Source organism: Archangium violaceum (genome assembly GCF_016859125.1).
Taxonomy (GTDB): domain Bacteria; phylum Myxococcota; class Myxococcia; order Myxococcales; family Myxococcaceae; genus Archangium; species Archangium violaceum_A.
The window spans coordinates 8,465,959-8,481,162 of sequence record NZ_CP069338.1 but is presented as its reverse complement, the minus strand read 5'-3'; the positions used below and the strand labels follow the sequence as shown (position 1 = coordinate 8,481,162).

The 15,204-nt window shown below is 70.3% G+C and carries 15 protein-coding genes; 8 read left to right on the top strand and 7 right to left on the bottom strand.

Features of this window, described 5'->3' with window-relative positions:
- The first annotated feature begins 18 nt into the window (after positions 1 to 18).
- Both JQX13_RS36305 and JQX13_RS36300 read left to right on the top strand, forming a co-directional pair.
- A complete protein-coding gene (locus tag JQX13_RS36305) occupies positions 19 to 261 on the top strand; it encodes a ribbon-helix-helix domain-containing protein (RefSeq protein ID WP_203404014.1) in 243 nt (80 codons plus the stop codon).
- Positions 258 to 416, top strand: a complete 159-nt coding sequence (locus JQX13_RS36300; protein ID WP_203404013.1) for a hypothetical protein — start codon at positions 258 to 260, stop codon at positions 414 to 416. Before JQX13_RS36305 ends, JQX13_RS36300 begins: the two co-directional genes overlap by 4 nt.
- Positions 417 to 488: 72 nt before the next feature.
- Here JQX13_RS36300 and JQX13_RS36295 read toward each other — a convergent pair whose 3' ends face one another.
- Genes JQX13_RS36295 through JQX13_RS36285 form a run of 3 tightly spaced genes read right to left on the bottom strand, consistent with a single transcriptional unit; the run spans position 489 to position 2,479 of the window.
- Complete coding sequence (locus tag JQX13_RS36295) at positions 489 to 1,517, bottom strand: lysylphosphatidylglycerol synthase transmembrane domain-containing protein (protein WP_203404012.1); 1,029 nt, start codon at positions 1,515 to 1,517, stop codon at positions 489 to 491.
- A gap of 15 nt (positions 1,518 to 1,532) precedes the next feature.
- Positions 1,533 to 2,270 carry a tyrosine-protein phosphatase gene (locus JQX13_RS36290; RefSeq protein ID WP_203404011.1) on the bottom strand — a complete coding sequence of 246 codons (738 nt, stop codon included), beginning with the start codon at positions 2,268 to 2,270 and terminating at the stop codon, positions 1,533 to 1,535.
- Positions 2,267 to 2,479: a DNA gyrase inhibitor YacG gene (locus JQX13_RS36285; RefSeq protein ID WP_239014066.1), complete on the bottom strand. Its 213-nt coding sequence runs from the start codon at positions 2,477 to 2,479 to the stop codon at positions 2,267 to 2,269. Before JQX13_RS36285 ends, JQX13_RS36290 begins: the two co-directional genes overlap by 4 nt.
- A gap of 84 nt (positions 2,480 to 2,563) precedes the next feature.
- Here JQX13_RS36285 and JQX13_RS36280 point away from each other — a divergent pair, with 84 nt between their 5' ends.
- Together JQX13_RS36280 and JQX13_RS36275 are read left to right on the top strand one after the other, a co-directional pair.
- Entirely contained in the window at positions 2,564 to 3,520 is a 957-nt protein-coding gene (locus JQX13_RS36280; protein ID WP_239014065.1) for a magnesium transporter, read from the top strand.
- Positions 3,521 to 3,577: 57 nt separating this feature from the next.
- Positions 3,578 to 4,567: an NAD(P)H-quinone oxidoreductase gene (locus JQX13_RS36275; RefSeq protein ID WP_203404008.1), complete on the top strand. Its 990-nt coding sequence runs from the start codon at positions 3,578 to 3,580 to the stop codon at positions 4,565 to 4,567.
- A gap of 76 nt (positions 4,568 to 4,643) precedes the next feature.
- Here JQX13_RS36275 and dusA read toward each other — a convergent pair whose 3' ends face one another.
- Positions 4,644 to 5,753 carry a tRNA dihydrouridine(20/20a) synthase DusA gene (dusA, locus tag JQX13_RS36270; protein ID WP_203404007.1) on the bottom strand — a complete coding sequence of 370 codons (1,110 nt, stop codon included), beginning with the start codon at positions 5,751 to 5,753 and terminating at the stop codon, positions 4,644 to 4,646.
- Between the two features lie 183 nt (positions 5,754 to 5,936).
- Complete coding sequence (locus JQX13_RS36265) at positions 5,937 to 7,124, bottom strand: cytochrome P450 (protein WP_203404006.1); 1,188 nt, start codon at positions 7,122 to 7,124, stop codon at positions 5,937 to 5,939.
- Between the two features lie 228 nt (positions 7,125 to 7,352).
- Between JQX13_RS36265 and JQX13_RS36260 the strand changes: the two genes are divergently transcribed.
- Positions 7,353 to 8,393 (top strand): agmatinase family protein, encoded by a 1,041-nt coding sequence (locus tag JQX13_RS36260; RefSeq protein ID WP_203404005.1) that lies wholly within the window; start codon positions 7,353 to 7,355, stop codon positions 8,391 to 8,393.
- Positions 8,394 to 8,446: 53 nt separating this feature from the next.
- Here JQX13_RS36260 and JQX13_RS36255 read toward each other — a convergent pair whose 3' ends face one another.
- On the bottom strand, positions 8,447 to 9,454 hold the full coding sequence (locus JQX13_RS36255; RefSeq protein ID WP_203404004.1) for an ATP-binding response regulator: 1,008 nt from the start codon (positions 9,452 to 9,454) through the stop codon (positions 8,447 to 8,449).
- A gap of 131 nt (positions 9,455 to 9,585) precedes the next feature.
- Between JQX13_RS36255 and JQX13_RS36250 the strand changes: the two genes are divergently transcribed.
- From JQX13_RS36250 to JQX13_RS36240, 3 genes are read left to right on the top strand one after another with little or no spacing between them, the layout of a single operon-like run.
- A complete protein-coding gene (locus JQX13_RS36250) occupies positions 9,586 to 10,905 on the top strand; it encodes a trypsin-like peptidase domain-containing protein (protein ID WP_203404003.1) in 1,320 nt (439 codons plus the stop codon).
- A 50-nt stretch (positions 10,906 to 10,955) separates the two neighbouring features.
- Positions 10,956 to 13,046 carry a serine/threonine protein kinase gene (locus JQX13_RS36245; RefSeq protein WP_203404002.1) on the top strand — a complete coding sequence of 697 codons (2,091 nt, stop codon included), beginning with the start codon at positions 10,956 to 10,958 and terminating at the stop codon, positions 13,044 to 13,046.
- Between the two features lie 22 nt (positions 13,047 to 13,068).
- Positions 13,069 to 13,764: a hypothetical protein gene (locus tag JQX13_RS36240; protein WP_203404001.1), complete on the top strand. Its 696-nt coding sequence runs from the start codon at positions 13,069 to 13,071 to the stop codon at positions 13,762 to 13,764.
- A gap of 22 nt (positions 13,765 to 13,786) precedes the next feature.
- Here JQX13_RS36240 and JQX13_RS36235 read toward each other — a convergent pair whose 3' ends face one another.
- A complete protein-coding gene (locus JQX13_RS36235; protein WP_203404000.1) occupies positions 13,787 to 15,157 on the bottom strand; it encodes a general secretion pathway protein GspE in 1,371 nt (456 codons plus the stop codon).
- Positions 15,158 to 15,204: the final 47 nt, after the last annotated feature.

The window sequence follows — 15,204 nt, the reverse complement described above, 5'->3', positions numbered from 1 at the left end:
CCCGAGGAGGATGTTCCGATGCAGGATGCCAGCGCCAGCCCGATGAGCTCCGAGGCCACCCCCGCCTCAGCCGACTCGAACGGTGGTTCCGACGCCTCCGAGTCCGTGGTCTCCACCCACGTGCTCGTTCCGATCGAGCAGGTCCACAAGCTGCGCGAGCTCGCCCGCCGCACCCGCATCCATCAGAGCGAGTATCTCCGCGAAGCCGTGGAGGATCTGCTCGCCAAGTACGGCCGTCCGACCACTGGAGGCAACCAGTGAGGACCGCCATGCCCATGCAGGGACGCAATCAGGCGCTGGCCCGCGAGAAGGCGCCACCGCCCGCGGACTCCCGTGGGTTCGGCACCCGCGGCAGCAACGAGCGTCCCGCGTCCATCCGCGACGCCATCATCCGCTGGCTCAACGAGGAGCTGTGAGGGACCCGGGCCCGTGCTCGAGCGCGAGGCCCGTGAGCGCCCACCCCGTCCCTCTTCCCCCGGAGGGGGACGTCACGCCGAAGGCACCGAGGCCTGCTGCTCCTTGTCGAGCTTGCCGGCGATGTCCTTGAAGGACAGGTGCCCCAGCGACATCAGCACCACGCCGAAGCCGATCTGCTGCACCGTCTGGCACAGCCACATCACGTTCGCGTACGCCAGACCGCTGCCGTTCACCACCGTGGCCGGGACGAACAGCGACAGGCCCACCTTTATCGCCGCCTGGAACGTGCCCACCATGCCGGGGGCCGCGGGAATCATCACGCCCACCACCAGCACCGACATCACCACGTAGGCCTGGAACAGCGACAGGTTCAAGCCGAACGCCCGCGACAGCACCGCCATCCCCGCGCCGTTCAGCCCCCAGTACAGGGCCGTGTAGACGAAGAAGCCCACCATCTGGCGCCGATCCGGCAACTGCCGCATCGCTCCCACGAAGGTGTCCACGACGTCCGCCATCTTGTCCGCCACGCCCGGCGCCACCCGGCCCACCGTGGCCCGCACCAGATGCACCGCGCGCGCCTGGTGCCACAGCGCGAACAGGAGGAAGACGAGCCCGCCGGCGAACACCGCGAACATCAGGTTCGCGCCCAGCTTCACGTAGCGGACCTCGGGCACCTCCGCCGGCACGAAGAAGAGCAGCACCCGCATCAGCACCGCCACCGAGATGCCGTCCGTGATGCGCTCGAGCACCACCGACGTCATCGCCGCGCTGCGGCGGATGGAGCTGCGCTGGGCGATCAGCAGGGGCCGCGCGAACTCGCCCAGCCGGAACGGCAGCACCAGCAGCATCATGAAGCCGATGCCCGAGGCCTCGTTCAGCTTGCGGAAGGGCACCCGCTCCATGCCCGACAGCAGGCAGCCCCACCGCAGCGTCCTCGCCACGTGGATGAGCGTCAGGATGACGAAGTAGGGCCCCACCCAGAGGTAGTTGGCGGACTTCAGGCTCGACACCTGGGACTGCCAGTCCGTATCCCGGAAGGCCCACCAGGAGAAGACGAGGGTGACGAGCAGGCTGGCGATCAGCTTGACGGCGCGGTTCACGGCGCCCGTATATCGTCACCTTTCCCCGGACTCCAGGGGTTCCCCCGCCAGCAAGCGGGCCGGCGACGTGGCCATCAGGCGGGTGAAGGCCCGCTCGCCCACCCTGCTCCGCAGCTCCGTCAGCGCCTTCCCCACCCACTCCCGTGCGCCCACCGGCCCGTGCAGGTCCGTGGCTCCGAGGGCATACAGTCCATCCTCCAGGAAGGCCCTCGCCAGCTTCTTCGCCGTCCTCCCATACCGCCCCGTCAGCGCGCCCACATCCAACTGCAGCAGCGCCCCGGCGCGTACCGCCTCCGCCGCCCGGCCCGGACGCTCGAACTCGAGGCAGCGCTCCGGGTGCGCCAGCACCGGCGTCACGCCCTTGACGCGGATGCGGAAGAGGATGTCCGCCAGCGCTGGCACCGGCGCGGTGTAGGGCAGCTCCACCAGTACGTATTTCCCCGCGCCCAGCAGCCGCGCCTCCGGCGTGCCCAGCCCGCGAAGGAAGGCCTCGTCCAGGAAGTTCTCCGCGTTCGTCCCCAGCGTCAGCCTCACGTCCGCGCGCGCCAGCGCCTCGCGCAGCTCCGCCAGCTTCGCCTCCACCGTCTCGCGCGAGTGCGAGGGGTACTCCGGCCGCGCGTGCGGACTGGGCGCCACCGTGGTGAAGCCCAGGTCCACCAGCGCCCGCGCCATCTCCAGCGCGTCCTCCACCGTGCGCGCTCCGTCATCCACCCCGGGCACCAGGTGGCAGTGCAGATCGCACAGCCCACTCATGCGTCGCCGCCGCGCTCGGGGTGTTGATCGACGGGGAGCTCGTCCTCCTGCTCATCCGCCTGCCGATCCGGCACCCGGTACTCCTCTCCCAGCCAACGCCCCAGGTCCACCATGCGGCAGCGCTTGGAGCAGAACGGAAACGCCGGGTTCTCGGCACGCGGGGCGACCGGCTTCCGGCAGATGGAACACTCTCGGACAGTCGTGGACACGCGGTACTCATAAGCCTTGATCCCCGCTCGGGCCAGCGCGTTTACAGTCCCCGCGTGGCCACCCCCGACGAAGAACATTCGTTGTTGCGCAGTGACAGGCTCTCGCGTGACTTCGTCGCAGTGGGCGTCGAGGACACCGTCGCCCAGGCCCTCGAGAAGATCCGCTCCACCCCCGGGACCAATGAGATCTTCTACTGCTACGCGTGTGATCCGGCCGGCCGCCTGGTGGGCGTGGTGCCCATCCGCAAGCTCATCCGCGCCGCGCCCGAGGAGCGCATCTCCTCGCTCATGTTCACCCGTGTGGTGAAGCTGCCCGCGGATGCCCCGGACTCGCTGGTGGAGGACTTCTTCGTCACCTACCGCTTCCTCGCCTTCCCCGTGGTGGACGCCGAGGGCCGCATCGTCGGCGTGGTGGAGGTGGGCAACTTCGTCGACACCTTCTCCGACACCCTCTTCGACGAGGTGGAGGGCCGCGTGCGCGACGAGGTGTTCCGCTTCGTCGGCCTCCCCGAGGACGAGATGAAGGAGACGCGCCCGCTCCACATGGCCCTGCGGCGCTTTCCCTGGCTGCTCGTCAACATCGTCGGAGGCTTCCTCGCCGCCACCGTGTCCCGCCTCTTCGAGCAGACCGTGGAGCGGCTCGTCGTCGTCGCCGCCTTCATCCCCATGGTGCTCGTCCTCTCCGAGAGCCTCGGCGTCCAGACCACCGCCGTGTCCGCGACCATGCTCGCCGAGCAACGCGTGGACCCGCCCCAGGTGCGCCGCGAAGTGATCGGCACGAGCCTGGCCGGGATGATGGCCGCCGCCGTGGTGGCCCTCCTCGGGAGCCTCTACGCCCACAACCTCACCTTCCCCCTCGCCCTCTTCATCGCCATCACCTTGTCCACCGCGCTCGCCGCCGGCCTCGGCGCCGTGCTCCCCTTCCTCTTCCACCGCTTCCGCGTGGACCCCCACCTGGCCTCGGCCCCCCTGGTGCTCGCCATCTCCGACAACATCACCCTCTTCACGTACTTCACCCTCGTCACGCACCTCGTCATCTGAAGTCCCTCGTGAGGTGTGTTCGACTGCCCCGGTTCAACAAACACAGAGGTGTCCTTCATGCAGGTCCTCCGCATCACCCGCCCGGGCGGCCCCGAGGTGCTCGACTTCGAGGAGCGCCCCGCCCCCACTCCCGGCCCCTGGGAGCTCCTCGTGCGCGTCCGCGCCACCGCCCTCAACCGCGCCGATCTCCTCCAGATCCGGGGTGCCTACCCCGCCCCCGCGGGCGTCCCCGCCGATGTCCCCGGCCTCGAGTATGCCGGTGAGGTGATCGCCACCGGTTCGCTCGTGCGCCGGTTCAAGGTGGGCGACCGGGTGATGGGGCTCGTGGGCGGCGGAGCCTTCTCCGAGCAGCTCATCACCCACGAGCGCGAGGCCCTCCCCGCCCCGGAGAACCTGGACCCCACCCAGGCCGCCGCGCTCCCCGAGGCGTACCTCACCGCCTTCGACGCGCTCGTGCTCCAGGGCGGGCTGCGCATGGGCGAGTCCGTGCTCATCCATGCCGTCGCGAGCGGTGTGGGCTCCGCCGGCGCGCAACTGTGCCGCGCCATGGGGGCCCGGGTCATCGGGACGGGGCGGAACGCGGAGAAGCTCTCCCGCGTCTCCGCGTGGGGCGTGGAGAAGACGGTGCTGTGTGACACCTCGCCCCCGCGCTTCGCCGACGCCGTGCGCGAGGCCACCGGGGGACGCGGCGTGGAGCTCGCGTTGGATCTCGTGGGCGGGGACTACCTGCCGGAGACGCTCCTGGCCATGGCTCCCCAGGGACGGGTGTTGCTCGTGGGCCTCGTGGCCGGCCGGCAGGCCACCTCGGATCTGAACGTCATCCTCACCCGGCGCCTGCGCATCACCGGCACCGTGCTGCGCAGCAGGCCTCCCGAGGAGAAGATGGCCCTCACCCAGGCCGCGGAGAGGAGCCTCCTCCCCCTCTTCCAGGCCGGAACGCTCACGCCCGTCGTCGATGCCGTGTACCCCATGCGCGAGGCCCGCGAGGCGCTCGAGCGGATGGCCCGGAACGAGACCGTGGGCAAGCTCGTCCTGCGCTGGGAGTGAGTGCCGGAGGTCCCCTCCTCTGGCGAATGCCGCGAGGAGGGGTGACGGGAGTCATGGGACTGGGGGGGAACGGCGGCTACGCGCGGCTCTGCGCGGTCCCCTCCTGCGCTTCCCGCGCGACCGTGGCTGGCTGCGCTCGTACGCCGTCGGGGATTCCGTCACCGAGCGCCGGCTCGTCCAGGACGCGCTCCGGTACCTGCGCGAGCGCATCCCGGAGCACCTCCATCCCCGCCCCGGGCCGGCAGGCCCGCTCGCTCAGCACCCGCCTCCAGCCACGCGCCCCCGGCTGTCCGGCGAAGAGCCCCAGGATGTGCCGGGTGAGCCGCGACAGGTGCACGCCGCGCGACAGCAGGTCCTCGGCATACGGCAGCAGGGCCTCCACCACCTGGCGCCGCGTGGGCGCGGGGTGCTCCTCGCCAAACACCTGGGCGTCCGCCAGGGCCAGCATGTACGGATTCTGGTACGCCTCGCGGCCAATCATGACGCCGTCCGCCCACTCGAGGTGCGCACGCGTCTCCGCCAGGGACTTCACGCCGCCGTTGAGCACGATCGTCAGGTGCGGGAAGTCCGTCTTCAGCTGCCGCACGACCTCGTAGCGCAGTGGAGGAATCTCGCGGTTCTCCTTGGGGCTGAGCCCCTGCAGCCACGCCTTGCGCGCATGCACGATGAAGGTGTCACAGCCCGCCCCGTGGACCGTTCGCACGAAGTGCGTCAGCAGCTCGTACGAGTCGAGCTCGTCGATGCCGAGCCGGTGCTTGACCGTGACGGGCAGGCGGGTGGCGCCGCGCATCGCCTCGACACAGCGGGCCACGAGATCCGGCTTCGCCATCAGGCACGCGCCGAACATGCCGTTCTGCACGCGGTCCGAGGGGCAACCCACGTTCAGGTTCACCTCGTCGTAGCCCCACTGCTCCGCGATGCGGGCGCACTCGGCGAGCTGCTCCGGCTCACTCCCCCCGAGCTGCAGCGCGACGGGGTGCTCCTCCTTGGAGAAGTCCAGGTGCCGGGCCTTGTCCCCGTGCAGGATGGCGCCCATGGTGACCATCTCGGTGTAGAGCCGCGTGCGCTTGGAGATGAGGCGCAGGAAGTAGCGGTCGTGCCGATCCGTCCAGTCCATCATGGGCGCGACGGACAGACGGTGGCTCGGCACGGCGGACGCGGTGGCGGTGGGCAGGCGGGCAATCATCTGAGGCAATCCATGCCGGGGATCGGGCGTCCGCGCAAGCAGGCGTGAGTCATTCCGGGCTCGAGCCCCAGGGCATCCGTTCAGGAACGCGGAGCCCCTTCCGCCACCATCCAGCGTCCCCCGAAGGCTCGCCGCGCCGCCCGGCCCATGAGCGTTCGGGTTCCCTGCCTCCGCCCCGCGTACTCAGGCGGGGATGAGCTCCACCGGCAGCGTCGCGGGCCCATGGATGGTGTACCCGGGGAGCCACTGCACCTCCGGCGAGCGGAGCCGGATCGCGCCGACCCGCGAGACGAGCGCCTCCAGGCCCAGCCGCGCCTCCATCCGCGCCAGCTGCGCACCCAGGCAGAAGTGGATGCCGTACCCGAAGGTGAGGTGCTGGGTGCCCTTGTCCCGTCCCGGGAGGAAGCGGTCCGGCTGCTCGAACACCCGCTCATCCCGGTTGGCGGACCCCACGAGACCCAGCACGAAGCTCCCCGCCGGAATCTTCGTCCCCGATAGCTCCACGTCCTGCGTGGCCATGCGGAAGCTCAGCTGCACGGGCGACTCGTACCGCAGCACCTCCTCCACGAAGCGGGGGATGTGCGTCTTGTCCTCCCTCGCCCGCGCCAGGTGCTCGGGATGCCGGGCCAGGTAGATGATCGCGTTGCCGAGCAACTGCGACGTCGTCTCCATCCCCGCCGGCAGCAGCAGGAAGAGGAAGGACAGGATCTCCTCATCGGTGAGCTTCCGCCCGTCCACCTCCGCCCGGAGCAGATCGCTCACCATGTCCTCTCCCGGCTGGCGGCGGCGTGCCTCGATGACCTCCGTCAGGTATCCCTTCATCTCCCGCACCACGAACCGGATCTCCTCGTGCTGCTCGGGCGTCGTGGCCGAGGTGATCAGGCCCATGGCCAGCGACCACCGCTTGAAGTTCGAGAAGGTGCTCGGATCCAGCCCGAGCAGGTACCCGATGATGTCCCGCGGCAGGACGAAGGTGAAGGCATCCACGAGCTCCACCTCGCGCCGCCGTACGGCCGCCTCGGCCAGCTCCTCGCTCACCTTCCAGACCTGCGCCTCCAGTCGGGCCATCCCGGCGGGGCCAAACGCCCGGTTGACCAGCGCGCGCAGCCGGGCGTGGTTCGGGGGATCCTTCGAGATCAACGCCTGGGCCACCGGGTTGGGTCCGAGCCAGGGCGGCTCCGCGGTGATCGCGAGCGCCTCGGACGAGAAGCGCTGGGGATCCTTCAAGATGGCCGCGGCGTCTTCGTAGCGCGCCGCCGCGAAGGCCCCAAAGGGCTCCACCCGGCACAGCCCGGGCTCGCTCCTCATCTGCGCGAAGACGGCATGGGGATCGGCCAGAACCGCTGGGTCGAACAGGTTGTAGGTCCGCAAGGTGTCCTCCGTTGTAGGTGGCTCGACGGTAGAGCAGCCCTCCGACAGCTCCCAGTCACCATGGGTGGGGGGTATTCAGGCAAGGGCTCGGAGTCTTTCGTGACACGGGTGGGAACAGGGGGGCGCCTACCCTCACCCCGTCCCTCTCCCAGAGGGAGAGGGGTGATTGGATTGTCCGGGTGAAGAGGATCGTTGCTTCGCTCGCACGTCCCCTTATCCTCCGCCACCATGTCTGCCGCCTTCGACCCCAGCGCCGCCGCGGCCCCCGGCTCCGGCATCTTCGGCCTCCCCCACTCCCCCGACGAGGCCCACGTCGTCCTCATCCCCGTTCCCTTCGAGGCCACCACCAGCTACGGCGGTGGCACCTCCGATGGCCCCTCCGCCGTCCTCGAGGCCAGCCGCCAGGTCGATCTCTTCGACGTCGAGACCGGCCGCCCCTACGAGCGCGGCATCGCCATGATCCCCGAGCCCGAGCAGTGGCGCGCCTGGAACACCCGCGCCAAGGAGCGCGCCGCCCCCATCATCGAGGCCGGTGGTATCGACCACTCCAACCCCGAGCTCCGCGCCGCCTCCGCCGAGGTCAACCAGCTCTGCGAGCAGCTCCACGACGCCGTCTACCGCACCGCCAGGGAGTGGCTCGACAAGGGCAAGCGCGTCGGCGCCGTCGGCGGTGACCACTCCATCTCCTTCGGCATCATCCGCGCCCATGCCGAGAAGTATCCCGGCCTCGGCGTCCTCCACCTCGATGCCCACGCGGACCTGCGCAACGCCTACGAGGGCTTCACCTGGTCCCACGCCTCCATCATGTACAACGTCGCCGAGCGCATCCCCGGCGTGAAGTCGCTCGTCCAGGTCGCCATCCGCGACATGAGCGAGGACGAGCACCGCTACATCGAGTCCTCCAACGGCCGCGTCCGCGCCTTCTTCGATTCGGACATCAACCACAAGCGCTTCGACGGCATCCCCTGGAATCGGCAGGTGGATGAGATCGTCAAGGACCTGCCCCAGCACGTCTACCTGTCCTTCGACATCGATGGGTTGGATCCCGTGCTCTGCCCCCACACCGGCACGCCCGTCCCCGGCGGGTTGTCCTTCCCCGAGGCCATCGCGCTCATCTCCGGCGTCGTCCGCTCCGGCCGCACCATCGTCGGGTTCGACCTCACCGAGGTCGCCCCGGATCCCGATGGCGGCGAGTGGGATGGCAACGTGGGCGCCCGGATGCTCTACAAGATGATCGGCTGGATGCTGAAGTCCGAGCAGCGCAAGTAACACCCAGGGCTGGGAGACCCTCACCCCGGCCCTCTCCCAGGGGGAGAGGGGGTTCAGCCTCGGGGCAGGACCACGCTGAACGTCGTGCCCTGCCCCCTCTTCGACTCCACCGAGAGCCCGCCGCCATGCAGCCGCGCCAGCTCCGATGCGATGTAGAGCCCCAGCCCTCCTCCCGTCCCTCCCGCTCGGAACGGCTCGAAGATGTGCTGCAACTCCTCATCCGAAATGCCCGGCCCCCAGTCCCTCACCCTCAGCGTCACCAGCGAGGGCGTGTACTCCAGCTCCACCCGCACCTCGCCTCCGTGCCGCCCCGCCTGGCCCAGCAGCGCGTCCACCACCCGGTGCATCCGCTCCGGATCGAACCGCAGCTCCACCGGCCCCGTCGGCAGCTCCTCCCTCCACCCCACCTCGGGCAGCCGCTGCTTCCACGTGGCCAGCGACTGGCGCAGGTGCGCCCCCAGGTCCGCCACCACCGGGTGCAGCGTCATCGTCCTCGCCGTCAGGTGCGCCGCCTCCTGGAGATCCCTCGTCAGGTTCTCCAGCGTCTTCAGCTGCGCCCCGAGCGTCTCCAGCGCTCCTCCATCCGCCTTCCCCTCCCTGCGCAGCCGCTCCACCTCGCCGCGCGCCGTCGACAGCGGTCCCTCGAAGCCCCTCGCCACCCAGTCACCCAGCGCCTCCACCGCCGACGCACCCTCCAGCGACTTCGGCCTCGGCACCGCCGCCAACGCATCGCGGATCAACGCCTCGAAATCCGTGATCTCGAAGGGCTTGTGCAGGAAGGCGTGCGCTTCGGGTGCACCATGTGGGAGCACCGCGCTCAACAGGATGATGGGTACGCCGCCGAGGAGCTCGTCGTTGCGCAGCTTGCGGCAGAGCTCCAGTCCGCTCAGGCGCGGCATCATGTGGTCCGTGACCACCAGGTTCGGCCGGCGCGCTCGCGCGAGATTCCATGCTTCCTCGCCGTCACGCGCTTGGATGACATCGTGGCCCAGGTCCTCGACGACCTGGCTCAACACTTCGAGCACCGCGGGCTCATCGTCCGCGACGAGGACGAGACTCATGGGCCCATTCCATTCAACCCGGGGCGTGAACGTCCAGTGCGCTCGTCGGGAATGCCGCACACGCTGCGGGGTTCCCGACAATCACTGCGTCACGCATCCGACATTGCACTCATGCAGAGGGAGGACCTGACGTGAAGACCCAGGCAATCCGGTGGGGACTGTTGCTCGCGGTATGTGTGGTATTCACCGGAAGCACCAGCGCCCGAGCCGACCTGGCCCGGCGACGCAATGAGATCGTGGAAGTGGTGCAGAAGGTCTCCCCCGCCGTCGTGTTCATCGGCACCGAGCAGGTGGAGGAGTCACCCTTCCGTGGACGCCGCTCCCTCATGGAGGAGTTCTTCGGCGCGCCCCCGCAGGTGCAGCGCAAGCAGGGCCTGGGCAGCGGCGTCATCGTCGATCCCAGCGGCATCATCATCACCAATGACCACGTCATCCGCGGCGCCTCCGCCATCCACATCATCCTGGCGGACGGGCGGGAGATGGAGGCCGAGGTCATCGGCAGCGACGCGAACAACGATCTGGCCGTGCTCAAGGTGAGCTCCAAGCAGCCGCTGCCCGCGGCGAAGCTGGGCACCAGCTCGGATCTGATGATCGGCGAGACGGTGGTGGCCATCGGCAGCCCCTTCGGGCTGAGCAAGACGGTGACGTCGGGCGTGGTGAGCGCCACCGGCCGAACCTTCAAGGCGGACGGGCGCACCTACAACGACTTCATCCAGACGGACACGGCCATCAACCCGGGCAACTCGGGAGGGCCGCTGCTCAACGTGGACGGAGACGTCATCGGCATCAACACGGCCATCTTCGCCAGCGCCCAGGGCATCGGCTTCGCCATCCCCGCGGACAAGGTGCGCCGCATCATGGACGAGCTCACCCGCTTCGGAAAGGTGCGCCCGGTCTGGGTGGGCCTCGAGGTGCAGGAGCTGTCGCCGCGGCTCGCCCGGCAGTTGGGGTGGGACCGCACCTACGGTGTCGTCGTCAGCGAGGTGGAGCCGGGCAGCCCCGCCGAGCAGGCCGGTGTGCGCCGGGGCGACATCCTGGCCGAGATGGGAGGCTCGCGCATCTCCGACGCCGAGGACTACCTCACCCGTGCTCGCGGCTACCCCGCCCGCGCCGCCTTCCCGCTCGTCATCTTCCGCGACGGAGGACAGCGCACCGTGCAGGTGACGCCCGTCGAGTTCCCGCCCCATCTCGTGGAGGCGCTGGTGTGGAACCGGTTGGGACTGAGGGTGAAGCCAGCGCGTGGCGCCATGGTCGTCCAGTCGGTGCGCCCCGGCTCGGCGGCGGACGAGGTGGGACTGCAGCCCGGAGACCTGGTCCTCCGACTCAACAACCGGCCCGTGGCCGAGCCCGCGGCCTTCCAGGAGGTCGTGCTCTCCGCGCGAGGCTCACGGAGCGTGCTGCTGCTCGTACGGCGCGGGCGTTACGGGTACCACGTTACCCTGCCCTTCTGAGTCGGGGGCCCTAGCGGTCCTCGGGCTGGGGCCTCTAGCATGGGGCTCCAATGAGTCAGGTTCGCTACCATCCGCTCGGGCCCCTCCTGGCGGGCGAGGGCTCTCGGGCCTTCCTCGGGCTGGCACTCGAGGCCAGTGCTCCGCCGCGTCCCGTCGTCCTGGTGTGGGCGCTTCCCGAGGTCACACGGGACACGGAGCTGTGCGCCCAGCTCGAGCGCGAGACGCGGCGCGCCTCCGCGCTCGAGCACCCCAACATCCTCCGCGTCCACGGAATGGTGAACCTGGAGGCCGGCCTGGCCCGCGTCACCGAGTTCGCCGATGGCGAGTCGCTGCGCCGGGTGTTGGAGGTGCGCCCGCGCATTCCCCCCGCCTTCGCCGCGCTGATCGTCTCGGACGTGGCCATGGGCGTGCACTACGCGCACCTGGCTGGCAATGACGACGGCACTCCGCTCGTGCACGGGGACCTGCGCCCCGAGACGGTGATGGTCTCCTTCAGCGGCGTCTGCAAGGTGACGGGCTACGGGGCGCTGAACGTCGCCCCACGCGAGCGCAACGGCCGCCGCGTGCGCAACCGCCGCAACTACACCGCCCCCGAGCAGCTCATGGGCGGTCGCGAGGCCATCACCGCCCGCACCGACGTGTTCCTCCTGGGACTGCTGCTGCATGAGTGCCTCTCGGGGCGCATGCCCTTCCAGGACTCGCCGGACGCGGATCAAGCCGTCATCCACCGGCAACTCCCGCCCCTGCCCGCCGACATCCCGCGCCCCCTCGTCGAGGTGGTGCGCCGCGCCACCGCCAAGCTCGCCAACGAGCGCTACGCCACCGCCCTCGAGTTCCGCGAGGCCGTGGTGGCCGCCGTCGAGGGGCTCCCTTCCGCCGAGACCTTCTCCGAGTTCCTCGCCCAGCTCTTCCCGGCCGACCGCGACGCGCGCGCCACCCGGCGCCAGATGTTGGAGATCGGCCTGGTGGACATGGCCCGCCGCGCCTCGCTCACGGGAATGCCGGCCGTGCAGCCCGCTCCCGTGGCCGCGCCGCCTCCGCCCCCCACGTCCCAGCGGCCCTCCGGCAGCGTCCGCCCCCTCACCCCGCTCGCGGCCATCGACGACGCCGAGCTGGATGAGGCCTTCCATGACGTGTCCTTCGAGGAGGAGGACGCGGACGCCGTCGACTCGGTCCTGGAGATCACCGGCCGCCACGCCCGTCCCGGAGTGGCCCGACCCCTGCCGCCTCGTGAGGAGCCCCGCGCGCAGCCGCTGAACGAGGAGCCCCGGACTCCTCCCCTGGCCCAGGAGTCGCGTCCGCCGTCCGCGCGTGGGACGTCCCCCGAGGAGCCCGCCGAGGTGGAAGACGAGCCCCGGAGTCCGAAGCGGCGCTCGCGCGTCCCGCTGCTCATTGGAGCGCTGGCCACCGCGGCCGCCGCCGGTGGCTTCTTCCTGTGGACCGAGCGCCAGCAGGCCCGGGAGAAGCCCGCGGCTCCGAAGGTGGCCTCCGTCACTCCCGCTCCGCCCAAGACCCCACCCGCCGAGGTCCCCGCCCCGGAGAAGGCGGAAGGGCTCGCCCTCGCCGCCCCTGAAGTGGCTGAAGGGACCGGGAGCGAGACGCCGGCCGTGGTCGTCGCGAGTGGAGCGTCTCCCTCCACGCCGGGAGGCACCGTGGTGCCCGCCTCGGGTACGGCCCCCGCTACCCCGCCCACCTCCGCGAGCACGGAGACTCCCGAGGCGCCCAGCATCCCCCAGGCTCCGGTGACCACCCGGCTCCAGCTCTTCGTGATGCCACCCGTGGAGGTCTCGCTCGACGGCAAGCGGCTCGGCCGTACGCCCCTGGCGGTGCCGCTCGCTCCCGGCCCGTACACGTTGGAGCTGACGAACCCGACGAAGGGCGTGAGGACCACCCGGGCCATCACCGTCCTCGACAAGGGCACGACGAAGCAGCGCATCCTGCTGCGCAAGGGCACCGTGCAGGTGCGTGCCCCGGCGGGCTCCCGCATCTTCCTCAACGGACGCAAGGCGGGGCCGAAGCTCTCGATCTACGAGGGCGAGCACCGGCTCGTCGTCACCTCCGGAAAGGACCGTTGGGAGAAGTCCTTCCGGCTGGAGCCCCGCCAGAAGGTGACGTTCGACGTCGCCTACGAGAAACAGTGAGACGAATCGAGGGGGGAAGACGATGAGAGCCAGAATCACGGTGCTGTTGCTGGGCGCTCTGTTGGTGACGACGTCCGCGTGGGCCCAGGAGGCCCAGGTGCTCGCGACGGAGCCCCAGGTGGTGGAGGAGCCCGCCGCGCCCCGGATGAACCGTCTCCAGGACGTGGGCGACATCGACGCGCGCGTCATGGCCAACGCGGACATCGTGCTGGCCTTCGTCGACCTGGGCGTGGGACTCGACGTGGGCGTGCTACGGCTGGGCCCCGGCGTGCTCGCGCTCGGAGGTGAGTTCGAGGCCGGCGCCTGTGTCTCGCCCTGCATCGCGCTCAACCTGGCCACCGGCTGGAGCTTCAGCCACCTGTTCTACTCGCCCCATGCGCGCGCCACCTACCACCTGCTGCCGAGCCAATCGCCCGGCATGGAGAAGGTGGACCTCTACGGGCTGGTGCTCGCGGGCCTCACCCTCACCACCACCCGCGTGACCGGCACGGACTTCGATTACGCGGGCAGCGACGTGGGCCCCTCGGTGGGCCTGGGTGTCGGCGGCAAATACTTCTTCCAGGACGACTTCTTCCTCGGCGCCGAGGGCCGCCTGCGCTACTCGGCCGGCGAGTACACCTACTCCCTCCGGTCGGGCAACGTGACCCTGTCCGACTCCCAGTCCTCCTGGAGCCTGAGCGGCTTCAACGTGCAGTTCTTCGCCGGCCTGCGGCTCTGAGCCGCCGCGGACTCCAGCCGGCTCACACGCTCTTGCGGCGCCGGATCATCGCCTCGTACGAGCGGCCCACGCCCTGCGAGAGGATGAGCAGCTCGCCCACGTCGGGCGGAGTGAGCTGGCCGGGGCCATTGTCCACGTACAGCAGGTGCACCAGCTTCCCGCGCACCAGCAGAGGGAGGATGACGGCCGTCGTCGGATAGTCCCCGCCCAGCAGCTTGTAGAAGAAGCCCGACGCCGCGTCCTTGCGCACCGGCCCCACGTAGTGCGCGCGCGTGTCCCGTACCAACCGGAAGGTGCTCGGCGCCGCCAGGCCGATGCCGATGCGCTTCACCGCGGCCTCGCGCACCCCCTGCCCCATGCCGCGCCAGCCCGTCACGATGTTTCCCTGCACGCTCAACAACAGGCTGCGCTTCCACTTGCCCAGCGCGAAGCGCAGCACCGTGGTGGCCACCTGCTCGCGATCCGAGCTGCGCGACAGCTCGGCCTGGGCCTCGGCGAACGTGAGCGGTGTGGGCCGCGACTCCGCCGCCACCGGCACCTGTGGGCGGGGCTGAGGGCGGGGTCGCACGGGCGCCACGGGAGGTGGAGCAACGGGCGCGATGCGCGGAACCACGACCGGAGGCACGATGGGCTCCGGCGGAGGCGCGATGACGGGTTCCTCCTCCACGAGCTGAGCCTCGGGCAGGTTCTGCTCCTCGGCGGCCTCGGAGGGCGGAGCCACAGGCTCCACTGGAACCTCGGGCGCGTACCCCTCGACGATGGGCGCGGGCGGCTCCTCCTCCTCCGCCACCATCTCCACGAGGTCCAACACGGGCTCCTCGCCCAGGGCCTTGCCCCCACCCTTGAGCGCCTGGGCGTAGAGCGACTGGAACTCCTCCTCGCTGATCAGATCCTCGGATTGCGAGGCCGCCTTCAGCCGCTCCTGCTCGGCGCGCGTGGGCCGCACGGCGTTCATGTCGATGGCCCGCATCGCCCGGAACGCCTTGCAGTAACGCCGCAGGAGCTGGTTCATCCGGAACTCGGGGATGACCACCGGCACCACACGCTTGCCCGTCCTGAAGGCCAACGCGTCCAGCGTCTCGATGTCGCGGGGGTTGATGACCGCCACGCTCATGCGCGTGGCGTCCACGCGCATGGGCAGGTAGTCCTTCTCGTCCGCATGGTCGAGGTCCACCAACTCCAGCGCGCGTGGGTCCGGCGTCATCTCACCCGAGGCGGACGCCACGTTGTACTGCTTGCCCAGCACCCGCGCCAGGTCCTGCTCGGACAGCAGCCCCAGCTCGACGAGGTTCGTCCCGAGCCGCCCACCATGGACGACCTGCGACTCGAGCGCCTCCTCCAGCGCCTCGGGGGTAATGAGCTTTTCCTGAAGGAGCAGTTCGCCCAGGCGCATGACGCCTCCGGCTTGTAGCCGCCCCGCGCCGCCTTCCGCAAGGCGTG